We start from the raw sequence: 13,533 nt of genomic DNA, 5'->3' as shown, positions 1-13,533 counted from the left end.
AACGGGAGGATTTTGACCCAGATCAATTTTTTTTGACTTCAGACTTGCTAGGCTAGCCATACTTTGCCTCAGGTCATACATATGTTGCCGTCCACATCAGCAGTATCCCGCGCCGAACAACCCGGCGCGGGCTTATCTTTCACCTGCCGCGACTGTCCCACCCGCGAGCATTGCCTGCCGGCGGGGCTCGATTCCCTGGAACTGCACAGTTTTGAGCATACGGTTGCGCGCCGCCAGCACCTCAAGCGGCACGAACGCCTCTACCGGTGCGGCATGCCGCTCGAGCATGTGTTTATCGTCGCAAGCGGACAGATCAAAGCCGAACGGCCGATGCCGGACGGCCGCCCGCAGGTGCTCGGCTTCTACCTGCCGGGACAACTCCTCGGCCTCGACGCGCTGTCATCGCACACCTACTGCTGCGACGCCGTCGCGCTGTGCGACAGCACGGTGTGCGCAATCTCGTACGCGATGCTCACCAGCCTGATACAACAGCGCAGCGCCCTGCTGCTGCGCTTTCACGCGCTGTTCGGCACCGAGCTGGCGCGGCAGCAGAACAACATGCTATTGCTCGGCAACGCCAAGGCGCCGCAGCGGCTGGCCGCTTTTTTGATGGACCTGGCAACCGGCCACCAGGCGCCGGAGCCGCCGGCGGCGGCGTTCGAACTGCGCATGTCGCGCGACGACATCGCATCCCACCTGGGTCTCGCGCTGGAAAGCGTGAGCCGTCAACTGACGCAGTTCCGCGCGGCCGGCCTGCTGGAAGTCCAGAACCGCCGCATCGAGTTACTCGACGCCGATGCCCTGCGGGCCATCGCCATTTCTTCATAGAAGACAGCATCGAGCCGGACCGTTTACGGGCTTTCGCTCTGGCGGACGATGTCCAGGAAGGCGGCGACTAATTTACTGCTTTCGCCGTTGCGCGTGACCGCCACCACCGTGGTGCTGGAATGGATATCGCGCACCGGGATGAAGGCAACGTCGTTGCGCTTGTTGTCGGCGATCGAACGCCCCACCAGGGTCGCGCCCAGCCCCGCGCTCACCAGCGCCAGTGCGGTGTAGATCTCCACCGCGCCATATGCGACCTTCGGCTCGGCGCCGCCGGCAGCCTTCAATATCGCCACGATCTGCTGCCCGAAGGGGCTGAGCGGATCTTTCGGATACAGGATGAACGGCACCTCGGCCAATGCCGCTGCCGTCAGCGATTTGCGTCGCGCCAGCGGATGATGGACCGGTAGCGCAGCCACCAGTGGATCATCCAGCTTGACCGCGTGCGTCAGATCGTCCGGCGCCTCGAAGTCGCCGATGAAACGCGACAATCCTACATCGATTCGGTTTTGCCGCAATTGCGCCGGCTGGTATTCGGACAGCGCCTCCACCAGGTCGAGCTGCACCTGCGGATACGCCGCGCGAAACCGCCGTATCACGCGGGGCAGCAGCGAGAACGTCGCCGAACGCGTGAATCCGATCGACAGCCAGCCGCCGCTGCCGGTGGCGATGCCGCGCGCCTCGCTATCGAGCCGCGACATCTGCTGCAGCAGCTCCTTTGCGCGCGGGTAGAAGAATTTCCCAAGGTCCGTCAGGGCCATCGGCCGCCGCGAGCGGTCGAACAACTCTCCCCCGAGCTGCGACTCCAACTGCGCCAGCTGCATGCTGATGGCGGTCGGCGCGACAAACAGGCGTTCGGCGGCATTGGCAGCACTACCCGCCTCCACCACTTCGCAGAAGTACCGCATCGTCTTTACGTTCATTTTTATTGATCCTAGACTCAATAATCGATGTTTGATATCTAAATCACTTTATATAAAACTCCTTGCATGGTCAACAAGGAGACAACAATGAGCCATCCAATCACCGCCGAATTGCTGGCGCAGGCACGCGGCCTGACGACCGCCGAAATATCCGACGCGCTCGATTTCTTCAAATTGCCCGGCAGCGCACCTGGCATCCACGCCATCGCCGGTCCCAAGCACATCGTCGGCATCGCCTTCACCGTGCGCTTCGCGCCGGTCGACACCAGCGTCCCCGGAACCGTGGGCGACTACCTCGACGACATGCCGGCCGGCGCGGTCGCCGTGCTCGATAACGGCGCCCGGACCGACTGCACCGTCTGGGGCGGGATCATGAGCCAGATCGCCGCCAGGCGCGGCATCGCCGGCACCGTCGTCAATGGCGTATGCCGCGACACCGCCGAAGCCGACCAAGCAGGCTACCCGCTGTACGCGGCCGGCCGCTTCATGCGCACCGGCAAAGACCGCGTGCAGGTCGACGCCGTCGGCGGCGCCGTCACCCTGGGCGACATCCGCGTCGTCGCCGGCGATCTGGTGGTGGCGGACCAGGATGGGGTTGTCGTCGTCCCCGCCGCTCGAGCATGCGAAGTAATCGGGCGCGCGCTATCGATGCAGCAGATCGAACAACGCATCGTCGCCGCCGCGCTGGACGGCATGCCGCTTTGCGAAGCGCGCCGCCGCTTCGGCTATCACACGCTGCAACGCCAGCCCCAAACATAAACCAACGAAAAGGAGACACCCACCATGAGCCAGATCAGTCCCGATATCAGTCTCGATACCCTGCGCGGCTTGCGCGAGCTCGGCGCCGCCACCGTGCACGAAGCCCAGGGCGGCAAAGGTGCGCTCGACAGCGGCATGAAACCCATCGACGCCGCCATGCGCGTCGCCGGTCCCGCCTTCACGGTCGACGCCCGCCCCGCCGACAACCTGATGCTGCACTACGCCATGCTCAAGGCCAGGCCGGGCGACGTGCTGGTGGTCGACGCCAAGGGATTCCTCGAAGCCGGTGTTTGGGGCGACGTCTTCACCGAGCAGGCCTTGAAGATGGGCCTTGCGGGACTGGTGATCAACGGCGCCGTGCGCGACGCCGCCGCCATCATCGCCGCCGGCTTCCCCGTGTTCGCGCGCGGCCTGTCGATCAAGGGCACCGGCAAGCACCAGCCGGGCCGCATCGACGTCCCCGTCGTTATCGGCGACGTGGAAATCCAGCCGGGCGACATCGTCATCGGCGACCAGGACGGCCTGGTGGTCGTGGCGCGCAAGGACGCGGACGCGGTGCTCGCGGCGGGCCGCGCCCGCGAAGCAAAGGAAGCGGCCTACCGCGAGCGGATCAGAAACGGCGCCACGACCGTCGATCTACTGGACCTTGCCGAGACGTTGCAGCGCCTGAATTTGCGCTAATCCCAGCGATCCATAAAAACACAACAAACCAGGAGACATCATGCATAGCAAATCCATGTCGGTGGAGGGCACCGTTCGTCCAACGAAATACCGCTGGTTCGTCGCCGCGCTGTTCTTCGTCATCTACACCATCGCCGCCGCCGACCGCGCCAACCTTGGCGTCGCCCTGCCTTTCCTGCGCAAGGAATTTGCGATGACCAATACCGAAGCCGGTGGCCTGGTCAGCCTGTTCCTGATCGCCTACGGACTGGCGCAGCTGCCATCGGCCTGGCTGCTGTCGCGGTTCGGTATCCGCAAGGTGTTCACGATCTCGATGATACTGACGTCGATCGCCACCGGGCTGACCGGCATGGTCGGTTCCCTCCTGGCGTTGAAAGTCTGCCGCCTCGCGCTGGGCGTGGCCGAAGGACCACTGCCGATCGGCGTCACCTCCACCATCAACAACTGGTTCCCGGCGCGTGAAAAAGGCACGGCCACCGGCATCTTCCTGTCATCCGTCAAATTCGGTCCGGTGATTACGCCCATCCTCGGCGCCGCGATCATCGCCGCATGGGGATGGAAAGAGGTGTTCATCCTGTTCGCCATTCCCGGCATTTTCCTGTCGGTGCTGTGGTATTTTTTGGTCGCCAACCAGCCATCGGAGAGCCGCTTCGTCAACAGCGCGGAACTGGCGTGCATCACCGACGATGGCGTCGGCGGCAATAGCCGCAGCCAGGGCGCCGCGTCGAAACCGATTCCATGGCTCGACAAACTGATACGCGTGCGCGACGAAAAGGTGTTGGACACCACCGGCGGCGTGCTCAAATCGTGGAACATCATCGGCTGCGCGCTGGGCTACTGCTGCCAGTTGGGTATTTCCAGCGTGCTGCTGGCATGGATACCGACGTATCTGCTGACGGTCAAGAACTTCTCGGTGATGAATATGGGCTTTGTGGCGGCGGCGCCCTGGGTCGGCGCGGTGGTCGGCAACATCCTCGGCGGCCTGTTCGCCGACCGTGTACTCGACAAGCGCCGCAAACCGGGCATGCTGATTTCCGCAGCGTCGACGGCCATCATGATGTACGTCTTGATCAACGCGCCGGCAGACCCGGTCACCTATGGCTTCCTGCTGTTCCTGACCGGGATCTTGCTGAGCATAGGCTACTCCGCCTACATGGTGTATCCGATGGCGTTCGTCTCAAAGGAGAAATTCCCCACCGCGAACGCGGTGGTGAACATGGGCGGACAACTGGGCGGCGCCGCCACCCCGTGGATCGTCGGCATGCTGCTCGATAGCCTGGGCTGGGACTATGTGTTCGGCTTCATGGCCGCGATATCGTGCCTCACCTTCCTGGTGGTGCTGACGATTTCGGAGCCGTTGAAGTTGCGTCAGTAATCCCGGGTCATCGTACCTTGATGACGACCTTCCCCTTCGACCTGCCTGTTTCGACGTATGCCAACGCTTCCATGGTCTGCGCGAACGGGTACACGCGGTCGATCACCGGGCGGATGGCGCCGGCGTCGACCAGTTCCGCGAGCTGCCGCAGCTGCTCCCCGCTGGCGCGCATGTACAGGAAGGAGTAGCTGACGCCGGCCGCCCTGGCCTTGCTGCGGATGCCGTAACTGAGCATGCGCATGACCAGCCCCACCAGCGCGTTCAGGCCGCGCGCCTTGGCGAAGTCGGGGTCAGGTGGCCCGGCGATGCCGACGACTTTCCCACCGGGCTTGAGTACGCCCAGCGATTTTTTCTGCGTCACCCCGCCCTGCGAATCGAGCACCAGATCGTAGTCGCGCAGCCGCAGCGAGAAATCATCCTTCTTGTAGTCGATGACGATATCGGCGCCCAGCTGTTTGAGCATGGCGGCGTTGGCCACGCTGGCGGTCGTCGCCACCGTGGCGCCCAGATGCTTGGCCAGCTGGATCGCGACCGTCCCCACGCCGCCGGTGCCGGCGTGTATCAACACCTTCTGTCCCTTCTTCAAATGGCCTTTTTCGACCAGCGCCTGCCACGCGGTCAGGGCCACCAGCGGCATCGCCGCCGCCTGTTCCATCGTCAGCGTCTTCGGCTTGAGCGCCAGCGCATCCTCCTTGATCGCGATGTATTCGGCAAACGTGCCGATGCGGTTGTCGTCGGGCCGCGCATACACTTCGTCGCCGACATTGAAGCGCCGTACGCCCGCGCCCACCCGGACCACCACGCCGGCCATGTCGTTGCCGAGGATGAGCGGCATGCGATACGGCAGCAGCAGTTTGAATTCGCCATCGCGGATTTTCAGGTCCAGCGGGTTCACGCTGGCGGCGTGGATCTGCACCAGCACGTCGTCGGCGCCCAGCTCCGGCTCGGGCATTTCGCCGGCGCGCACCACATCGGCCTTGCCGTAACGGTCAATAATGAATGCCTTCATGTCTCTCTCCGATGATCGTTTTTATTCCAGCACGGCGGCGACAGGGCCCACCGCCGGCTGCGCATCGAGCTTCATATCCTTGCGTATCGCCGCCTCCACCAGCGCGGCCGGGGCGAACCGTCGCAGCGCCCGCAGGCGCGCGGCCACCGCACCCGCCGTGTAGCGCACCCTCGGACGCGTGTCGCGCGCCGCTTTCAGCACCGTCTCGGCCACCACCTCCGGGCGGTCGGCCTTCGCCATCGCTTGCTTCACGAAGTCCGCCAGCGAAGCGCGCAGTGCGCGATATTCAGGCAGCTGGGCGTCGGCCTGCAACTGGTTGGCGTCGAACGGCGTATTCACATACGCCGGCTCGATCAGCGACACGCGCACGCCCTGGGTGCGCAGTTCCTGGTCCATCGACTCCGAATAGGCTTCGACCGCGTGCTTGGTGGCGCAATACAGCGCCGCATACGGTATCGCCACCAACCCGAGCACGGAACTGATGTTCAGGATGCGTCCCTCGCGCTGGCGGCGCATGTGCGGCAGCACCGCGCGCATCATCCGCACCAGGCCGAAGAAGTTGGTATCGAAAATGGCCTGCGTCTGCTCCATGCTGCTCTCCTGCGCCGCCGCCGGCGCCACGCCGAAACCGGCGTTGTTGACCAACAGGTCGATGCGCCCGTGCCGCCGCATCACCTCGGCCACCAGCGCCGCCACCGATTCGTCGCTGGTGACGTCCAGCGCCAGCATCTCGAACCCGTGCTGCGATGCCGATGTACCCTTGCGGCTGGTGCCGTAGACTTGATAGCCGACTTGGGCCAGCAACCGGGCCGTTGCCTCGCCGATGCCCGACGAGGCGCCGGTAACGATTGCAATCTTGCTGTTCATGGTGATTCCCTCATTGTGTGCCCATTGCTGGACGGCTGGTGCGAAAATAAAATATGATGATCGTCATATTACTGTTTAAAAAAAACGGCCGTAACGGCCGCCGGCTGGTGGTCGACCTTCAGTCATCCACCGGTGAAAAATACTTGAACGCCGCCTCGCGCAGCGATTTCGATAGCGCCGGATCGTCCACCGCGCGCGCCAGCACCACCGTACCGACCATTGCGCTGATCCTCACCATCGCCTCGTCGTGGGCACTGCGATCGCCGCCCTCCGGTATCTGTTTTGCCACGATATCGATCAACTGCTGGATGTGCTGGGTGGCCACGTGCCGCACCTCGGGCGCCTGGCGGTGCATCTCCGAGCCCAGCGCGGACACCGCGCAGCCACGTTCGACGCCGTTCAAATGTTCGTCCGACAGATACGCCTGAATCAACGCCTGCAAGCCCTGCCCCTTGGGCGCGGCCTCGAAGACCTGGGCCGTCCATCCCAGCGCCTCGGCGCGGGCGCGGTCGGCCGCCTCGGCCAGCAACGCCTCACGCGAGGCGAAGTGCGCGTAGAAACCGCCGTGCGTCAGGCCGGCTTCCTTCATGATGTCGGCCACCCCGGTGCCGTCGTAACCACTGCGGCGTATCGCCCGCGCGGCCACGTCCACAATGCGCTCGTGCGTCACTTCCTTGCGCGCCTGCGTCGCACGCAACTGTGGCGCCTTGGCTTTCGCCGCCGCTTTGGTCGATTTTTCCTTCTGCATGACGATCATCATATACCACTTTGAGGAAAAGCGCCAAGCAGGTTATTTTGATGAACTGCGCTTGCGCGGGCGGCGGCACGACATCGGGATACCCGCTTCACGGGGCCCGGTAAAACTCGATTTCGACGATGGACAACACCCCTTTCGGCGTGGTGTTGGCACCGGTGTCGACGATCGCCTGGTTCGCCACCTCCGTCATCTTGACGGCGTTGCCCTCCTCGGCGACGCCGTTCAGCTCCACCTTGACCACGCTGCCCAGGCGCGGCTTGAGCGGCAAGGTCACATAGCCCAGGCTTTTCGGCGTCATGCCGGAGAAAACCACTTCGCCATCGACGGAAATCCTGAGCGGGTAGCTGCGTTCGCGCCAGCCCGACAGCTTCATCGCGATCTCGCTCAAGGTGGCCGCTTGCGCCAGCCGGTAGGTGATGGACGGCGCGCCCTCCCCCGGCTTGCTGACCCACCTGGTGGTTTCGTCATCGTCGTAGGAGTTGGCGACATCGGCCGCGTTGCTGGCCGCTTCGGCCGACGCCGGCCGCACGGCCACCCGCGTTACCTTGTACGACGGCGTGGCCGGTGTCGGCCCGCGCTCCAGATACACGGGAAGGTTCGTGCCCGGCAAACGCTTCGACAAACCGTTGACCGACGCCGCCGGCAGTGAGTCCAGCGCCAGTTCGGCGCCCGCCAAACCGGGCGCGGTGGCGCGTACGACGATTTTACCGGCCCGCGTGGCGCTGCGGATCAGCACCCGGTTCACGCCGCCCTCGACCGGCAAGGTCTTGGCCAGCACGTGGTTGTTCGGTCCCTGCGCGATGCCGCCGCGCCATTCGGCCGGCCCTTGCAGATCGAAGCTGACGGTATCCAGCGCCACGGGATTGCGGCGGCCCTGTGCGTCCACCACCTCCACCTGCACCAGCGCCAGGTCGGCGCCGTCGGCCTGGAGGCCGGACGGCGACGTGATCGACGTGAGTTTAAGCGCGGCCGGAGCGCCGGCCGTCGCCAGCACGGCTTCGCACACCTGCTTGCCGGCGGCGTCGAAGCCCACCGCTTTCAGCTCGCCCGGCTGCCACGCGACGTCGTCGAAGGTGAACAAAAAACGTTCGCTTTGGCGCCCTTGCCCAAGCGGCTTGCCGTTCAAGCGCAACTCCACCTTGTCGGCGCTGGAGATCACCGTCACCGCCTTGGTGGTGCCGGGGGCGTAGTTCCAATGACCGACGATATGGGCGCGCGGCTTCTCGACATCGACCCAGCCGTCCCACATGACCTGGTGCGCGTAGAAGCCGTCCTTGGGAATGCGCATCGCATCGACCTCGCCGCTGCGGCGGTAATTTTCGGCGCCGCGATGGTGGGTGTTACTGTCCGAGAAAACGATATTGACGCCGCCCGACGACACGCGCGTGCCGGTGCCGGGCCGCTCGCGCCAGTAGTCGTACCAGCGCTTGACGTTTTCGATCGCGTGCGTGTCCTGGTTGCGGTTGTAGACGCTGGCGTCCTGCCCCTTGTACAGCGGACCGTCGCCGTCCTTGTGGAATGGCGGCGTCATATCGTCCCAGAACTTGCGCGCGCCCTCGTCGCGGGAATACTCCATCGCCCACATCGGGATGCGCGCGCTCTTGTTCACGTACAGCATCTCGCCGCCGTATTCAGCCACCTGCTGCAGGCGCGCGCTGAGCATCTCGCGGCTGCCGGAAGCGCGGCCGCCGTGTGGGTCGAATTGGTCGCGCAGCGCCTTCATCTCCAGCATGTGCGGCTCGCTCACGCCGCGGTTGCCGCTCTCGTAGAAGATAATGCTCGGGCTATTGCGGTTGTAGACAATCGCGTCGCGCATGGCCTCAATGCGCTGCTCCCAGCGCCGGCCGGTGACGTCGGCCTCCGAATCGCCCGGCGGCATCGCCTGCATCAGCCCCAGACGATCGAGCGATTCGACATCCTGCTTCCATGGCGTGATGTGCATCCAGCGTATCAGGTTGGCGTTGCTGGCCAGCGCCAGACCGTTGCCGTAGTCGCTCAGCCAGGCCGGCACCGACATGCCGACCGCCGGCCACTCGTTGGAGGTGCGCTGCGCATAGCCCTTCATCTGCAGCACGCGGTCGTTCAGCTTGACCATGCCGTCGGCGAAACCGGTCTTGCGGAAACCGGTGCGCGTCACCAGATCGTCGACCGGTTTGCCGTCGACCTTGAGGATGGTCCGCACGTCGTACAGGTAGCCGTAGCCCCAGCTCCAGAAATGCAAGCCCTTGACCGGCGCGCTGGCCTTGACGACCGTCATAGCCCCTGGCGCCAGCGTCTGCACCGGCGAACCGAAAGCGGCCACCTGCCGGCCTTCGCGGTCGCGTATGCGCACCTCGTAGGTAAAGCTGCGTGGCTGTGCATAATCGTTGCGCACCTGCGCTTCGGCGGTCACCGTCGCCCGGCGTCCCGGGATATCGAAGTCGCTCGCGTACACATAGACGCCAGTGGTGCCCAAGCTCGAATACAGCGGCAAGGTCTGATACAGCTTGTCCGTCACATGCAGTCGCACGTTCTTCGACAGGCCGCCGTAGTTGGCGTTGAAGTTCTTGTCCGACCATTGATAGCGCTGGCCGGTGGCCTTCTCGCGGTAGTCCCAGCTGTTATCGGTGCGCACCGCCACCGTGTTCTCGCCGTCGACCAGCGCGGCGGTGATGTCGAAGGCGAAGGCGTTGATGCCGTTCTCGTGCAAGCCCATGCGCTTGCCGTTGACGTACACCTCGGCCGCCTGGCGCGCGCCCTCGAACTCCAGGAACACCTTTTGTCCGCGCGCCCCCGCCGGCAGGATGAAGCGCTTGCGGTACCAGGCCACGCCGGTCGACTGGTCGACGATGTCCCTGGCGAAGGCGTCGTCCTCGTTCCAGGCGCGCGGCAGGGTCACGGGCTTCCAGGCCTGGTCGTCGAAATCGGCTTTCGCCGCCTCGGCCGGATCGGCGACGGCCAGGCGCCAGTCGGCATTGAAGTTGTAGGTCAGGCGTTCGGCCAGTACCGGGAGCGGCAGCGCGATGCAGCAGGTGATCAGAAACGCCGGCAGGGTCGTGGCCGGGCAACGTCGACGGGTCATATGCGCTTTCAGTGATGGGGATGCGTCCAGATAAAGCGGACCATCACTAAAATCTTAGCATTTTAGATCCCTCTTAAAAGCCTTCCGCGCGCATTGATCAACAAGCTGAGCAAAGCGCTGGCCTTACGTCGTCATCACATCTTCCAGTAGCTGCATCAACTTGCCGAAATTAACCGGCTTGACCAGGTAGCGGTCGAAGTCGCCCTTGCCGCCCGCCTTTTCCTCGATGTTGCCATAGCCGGTGACGGCGATCAGCCGCGTACCCGCGGTGTGCGGCTGGCCGCGCAGGCGGCGCGCCAGTTCGTGGCCGTCGATGTCGGGCATGCCGATGTCGAGCAGGAACACGTCGGGCACCCGGTCCGCCGGGATGGCCAGCGCCGCGCGCGGGTTGGTCATCTCCTCGACGCTGTGGCCGACCGCCCGCAGGCAGGTGGCCAGGGTCCACGCGGCGTCGGCGTTGTCGTCGACCACCACGATGCGCAACGCCTTCCCCGACTGCGGCGCCAGGCCGCCCGTGGCGCCGTCGCCCGCATCGGCGACCTGATGGCGCGGCAGCCGCACCTCGAACACGCTGCCGGCGCCGGGGCCGCCGCTGCTGGCGGCCACGCGCCCGCCGTGCAGCCCGACCAAACTCTTGACCAGCGGCAGTCCCAGTCCGAGACCGCCCTGCGCCCGGTCCGGCGTGCGCGCACCTTGCACGAACAGGTCGAACACATGCGGCAGCAAATCCGTGGCGATGCCGGCGCCGTTGTCGGCCACCGTGACGACCACCTCGCCGCCGTCGACCCGCAGCGCCAGCTCGATCGCACCCCGGGCCGGCGTGTACTTGGCCGCGTTGTTGAGAAGATTGGCCAGCACCTGCACCAGCCGTTTTTCGTCGCCGACCACTTGCGCCTGCTCGTAGGTGATCTGCGTGCTCACCTTGTGGCCGCGCGTCTCGATCAGCGGGTTGACCTGCTCCAGCGCGGCGGCGACCACCTGCTTGCAGTCGATCACGGTCTTGTTCAGCTCGACCACGCCGCGCGTTACGCGCGAGACGTCGAGCAGGTCGTCGAGCATGGCCGACATGTGCCGCGCCTGGCGCGACAGCACCTCGCTCATGCGGGCGATGCGGGCCGGGTCCGGCGGCGCCATCGCCAGCAGATCGGCGGCGGCCGTGATCGGCGCCAGCGGGTTGCGCAGCTCGTGCGCCAGCATGGCCAGGAAGTCGTCCTTCTGCTGGTTGCTGCGCGCCAGCTCGTCCTGGATGCGCTTGGTGTCGCTGATGTCGATGGTGATGCCGTCGAAGCGCGTCGGCGCGCCGTCACGGTCGTAATAGGTGCGGCCCTTGGCGCGCAGCCAACGCTCTCGTCCGTCCGGCGCCAGCACGCGGTAGTCGACGTCGTAGCCTTTCTTGTCCACCACGCTGGCGTCGACCGCCGCGCGGGTACGCTCGCGGTCGTCTGGATGGATGCGGCTATAGAAGACGTCGAAGTCGATCTCGGCGTCCTGGGGCAGGAAGAAATGCTCCTTGCACTTGTCGTTCCAGAAGATCTTCCCCAGCGGCATGGGGCAGTAGAACGTGCCCAGCTCGCCAGCGGCGACGGCCAGTTCGAGCCGTTCGCCGGCCTCGGTCGCGCGCGCCTCGGCGTTGCGGCGCCGGCCCTCGCCCTCGCGCATCAGTTCGGCCAGTTGGCGCAAGTCCTGCAACGACCGCGTCAGGTGCGCCGGCTGGCTGCCCAGGCCCTGCCCGTCCTCGCTGGCGAGGATCGCCGTCAGGTCGTAGACACGGTGCAGGATTGAGCGCACGCGGCCGTCCTCGCCGCGCACCGGGATATTGGTCGGCAGCCAATACTTGACGATGAAGCCGTCGCCATCGCGGTCCGGCACGTCATAGCGCTGCACCTCCATCGCGTGCGTACGCCCGGTGGCGAGCACCTGCTCCAGCGACGCGCGCAGCCGCGCGGGGCCGTCGGCGTCCGCGCCCGATGCGGGGAACGCCTCGAACAGCGGGCGGTCGATCAGATCGGAACGCTTGGTCAAGGTTGCCGCCAGGTACTCATCGGATGCTTGGCGAATGACAAAGTCCGGCGTCGCGTCGAGCACCAGGATGGCAAATGGCAGGGACTGCACAATCAGGGAGGTATCGAGCGTCATGCGAATTTCTATACGGAATGCTGGTCCCAAGCCCCAAATGGCGAACCCGGATATTGAAGGGAAAGTAACCAAGATTGTAGCATTCGCCGTCGGCAAACTAATGGGCGACGCGGCCTACACGGACACAGGCAACACTCCTACAGGGAATTGTAGAGCGCGCGCCTACTATATTCCCATAGCAAAGCTTTTCCATTGCTAACTTCAGGTTACAACAATCCGATTCACATCGAACCATCCAGGAGACAATGATGAGCAAACCAACCCAAGGCGGCAAAAACGGCGGCAACAGCAAGGTGGAAGAAACCGGCACCGCCAAAAACTCCGGCAACAGCAGCACCGGCAAAGGCAACAGCCAGTCCGCCACCTCCGGCAGCAAGTCATCGGCCGGCGCATCGTCGGCAAAACCGGCCGCCGGCAAGTCTTCCTCCGGCTCGAAATCGAAATAATCTCCCCACCCTTACCGATACGAGGCAAACAATATGAGCACTACGACCACCACCAAGAGCAAGGCGCCACGCGCGCCACAAAGCACCGATTCCATCGACGCTATCGAACTGCTGACGCAGGATCACAAAAACGTCAAGGAACTGTTTGAAAAATACGAGAACCTGAGCGACCGTTCGACGGCTAGCAAAAAGAAACTCGCTACCCAGATCTGCCTGGAACTGACCAAACACGCGACGGCCGAGGAAGAGATCTTCTACACCGCCGTGCGCGAAGCCAGCGGCGACGCCGAGGATCTGGTCGACGAGGCAACCGTCGAGCACGCTTCCGCCAAGGACCTGATAGCGCAAATCCTGGAAATGGAACCGGGCGACGACCTGTACGACGCCAAGGTGAAGGTACTGTCGGAATATATCGAGCACCACGTCGAGGAAGAAGAAAAGGAAATGTTCCCGAAGGCGCGCAAAGCCAAGCTCGACATGGCAGCGCTGGGCGAAGCCATCGCCGCCCGCAAGGAAGAAATCGAACTTCCGATGCCTTCCCTGCCGCACTAAGCATACGCACTGATACGCGCTGCAACCCGCCCTTCGGGGCCGACGCCGCCCCCGCTTCCTGCAAGCCGGGGCGGCGTGCCATATAGCAACACTTAGCAACACTTTTGGTAGCCGCGCTGGCTGACGGATAGTCGCTTGTGTA

Annotated in this window: 12 protein-coding genes; 6 read left to right on the top strand and 6 right to left on the bottom strand. The window is 64.5% G+C overall.

The window, feature by feature from the left end:
- Positions 1-81 precede the first annotated feature (81 nt).
- Positions 82-828, top strand: coding sequence for a Crp/Fnr family transcriptional regulator (locus NHH73_12215; GenBank protein ID USX28986.1), 747 nt, complete (start codon positions 82-84; stop codon positions 826-828).
- Between the two features lie 23 nt (positions 829-851).
- Here the strand turns inward: NHH73_12215 and NHH73_12210 are convergent, their stop codons facing one another.
- A complete protein-coding gene (locus NHH73_12210) occupies positions 852-1,748 on the bottom strand; it encodes a LysR family transcriptional regulator (GenBank protein ID USX28985.1) in 897 nt (298 codons plus the stop codon).
- A gap of 87 nt (positions 1,749-1,835) precedes the next feature.
- On the opposite strand from NHH73_12210, the gene NHH73_12205 reads away from it, so the two are divergent.
- Genes NHH73_12205 through NHH73_12195 form a run of 3 tightly spaced genes read left to right on the top strand, consistent with a single transcriptional unit; the run spans position 1,836 to position 4,563 of the window.
- Positions 1,836-2,507 (top strand): RraA family protein, encoded by a 672-nt coding sequence (locus tag NHH73_12205; protein ID USX28984.1) that lies wholly within the window; start codon positions 1,836-1,838, stop codon positions 2,505-2,507.
- Between the two features lie 24 nt (positions 2,508-2,531).
- Positions 2,532-3,188: a 4-carboxy-4-hydroxy-2-oxoadipate aldolase/oxaloacetate decarboxylase gene (locus tag NHH73_12200; protein ID USX28983.1), complete on the top strand. Its 657-nt coding sequence runs from the start codon at positions 2,532-2,534 to the stop codon at positions 3,186-3,188.
- A 40-nt stretch (positions 3,189-3,228) separates the two neighbouring features.
- On the top strand, positions 3,229-4,563 hold the full coding sequence (locus tag NHH73_12195) for an MFS transporter (protein ID USX28982.1): 1,335 nt from the start codon (positions 3,229-3,231) through the stop codon (positions 4,561-4,563).
- A gap of 7 nt (positions 4,564-4,570) precedes the next feature.
- Here NHH73_12195 and NHH73_12190 read toward each other — a convergent pair whose 3' ends face one another.
- The 5 genes from NHH73_12190 to NHH73_12170 all read right to left on the bottom strand — a co-directional run bounded on the left by NHH73_12190 (position 4,571) and on the right by NHH73_12170 (position 12,393).
- Positions 4,571-5,572: an NADP-dependent oxidoreductase gene (locus tag NHH73_12190; protein ID USX28981.1), complete on the bottom strand. Its 1,002-nt coding sequence runs from the start codon at positions 5,570-5,572 to the stop codon at positions 4,571-4,573.
- Positions 5,573-5,593: 21 nt separating this feature from the next.
- Positions 5,594-6,439 carry an oxidoreductase gene (locus NHH73_12185; GenBank protein USX28980.1) on the bottom strand — a complete coding sequence of 282 codons (846 nt, stop codon included), beginning with the start codon at positions 6,437-6,439 and terminating at the stop codon, positions 5,594-5,596.
- Positions 6,440-6,557: 118 nt separating this feature from the next.
- The gene (locus tag NHH73_12180) at positions 6,558-7,199 is read right to left on the bottom strand and encodes a TetR/AcrR family transcriptional regulator (GenBank protein ID USX28979.1); all 642 of its coding nucleotides are present in this window, start codon (positions 7,197-7,199) and stop codon (positions 6,558-6,560) included.
- 85 nt (positions 7,200-7,284) lie between these two features.
- Complete coding sequence (locus tag NHH73_12175) at positions 7,285-10,257, bottom strand: DUF4982 domain-containing protein (GenBank protein USX28978.1); 2,973 nt, start codon at positions 10,255-10,257, stop codon at positions 7,285-7,287.
- 123 nt (positions 10,258-10,380) lie between these two features.
- The gene (locus NHH73_12170; GenBank protein ID USX28977.1) at positions 10,381-12,393 is read right to left on the bottom strand and encodes an ATP-binding protein; all 2,013 of its coding nucleotides are present in this window, start codon (positions 12,391-12,393) and stop codon (positions 10,381-10,383) included.
- Positions 12,394-12,641: 248 nt separating this feature from the next.
- Here NHH73_12170 and NHH73_12165 point away from each other — a divergent pair, with 248 nt between their 5' ends.
- Both NHH73_12165 and NHH73_12160 read left to right on the top strand, forming a co-directional pair.
- Positions 12,642-12,839 carry a hypothetical protein gene (locus tag NHH73_12165; GenBank protein ID USX28976.1) on the top strand — a complete coding sequence of 66 codons (198 nt, stop codon included), beginning with the start codon at positions 12,642-12,644 and terminating at the stop codon, positions 12,837-12,839.
- Positions 12,840-12,872: 33 nt separating this feature from the next.
- The gene (locus tag NHH73_12160) at positions 12,873-13,391 is read left to right on the top strand and encodes a hemerythrin domain-containing protein (GenBank protein ID USX28975.1); all 519 of its coding nucleotides are present in this window, start codon (positions 12,873-12,875) and stop codon (positions 13,389-13,391) included.
- Positions 13,392-13,533 lie beyond the last annotated feature (142 nt).

This window comes from Oxalobacteraceae bacterium OTU3CINTB1 (assembly GCA_024123955.1).
In the GTDB taxonomy this organism is placed as follows: domain Bacteria; phylum Pseudomonadota; class Gammaproteobacteria; order Burkholderiales; family Burkholderiaceae_D; genus Rugamonas.
Note: the sequence above shows the minus strand (reverse complement) of the source record. Positions and strands in the feature narration are given on the sequence as shown.

Coding starts and splice junctions, on each gene's coding strand:
- NHH73_12215 (USX28986.1), top strand. CDS start 82: ATGTTGCCGTCCACATCAGCAGTATCCCGCGCCGAACAACCCGGCGCG.
- NHH73_12210 (USX28985.1), bottom strand. CDS start 1,748: ATGAACGTAAAGACGATGCGGTACTTCTGCGAAGTGGTGGAGGCGGGT.
- NHH73_12205 (USX28984.1), top strand. CDS start 1,836: ATGAGCCATCCAATCACCGCCGAATTGCTGGCGCAGGCACGCGGCCTG.
- NHH73_12200 (USX28983.1), top strand. CDS start 2,532: ATGAGCCAGATCAGTCCCGATATCAGTCTCGATACCCTGCGCGGCTTG.
- NHH73_12195 (USX28982.1), top strand. CDS start 3,229: ATGCATAGCAAATCCATGTCGGTGGAGGGCACCGTTCGTCCAACGAAA.
- NHH73_12190 (USX28981.1), bottom strand. CDS start 5,572: ATGAAGGCATTCATTATTGACCGTTACGGCAAGGCCGATGTGGTGCGC.
- NHH73_12185 (USX28980.1), bottom strand. CDS start 6,439: ATGAACAGCAAGATTGCAATCGTTACCGGCGCCTCGTCGGGCATCGGC.
- NHH73_12180 (USX28979.1), bottom strand. CDS start 7,199: ATGATGATCGTCATGCAGAAGGAAAAATCGACCAAAGCGGCGGCGAAA.
- NHH73_12175 (USX28978.1), bottom strand. CDS start 10,257: ATGACCCGTCGACGTTGCCCGGCCACGACCCTGCCGGCGTTTCTGATC.
- NHH73_12170 (USX28977.1), bottom strand. CDS start 12,393: ATGACGCTCGATACCTCCCTGATTGTGCAGTCCCTGCCATTTGCCATC.
- NHH73_12165 (USX28976.1), top strand. CDS start 12,642: ATGAGCAAACCAACCCAAGGCGGCAAAAACGGCGGCAACAGCAAGGTG.
- NHH73_12160 (USX28975.1), top strand. CDS start 12,873: ATGAGCACTACGACCACCACCAAGAGCAAGGCGCCACGCGCGCCACAA.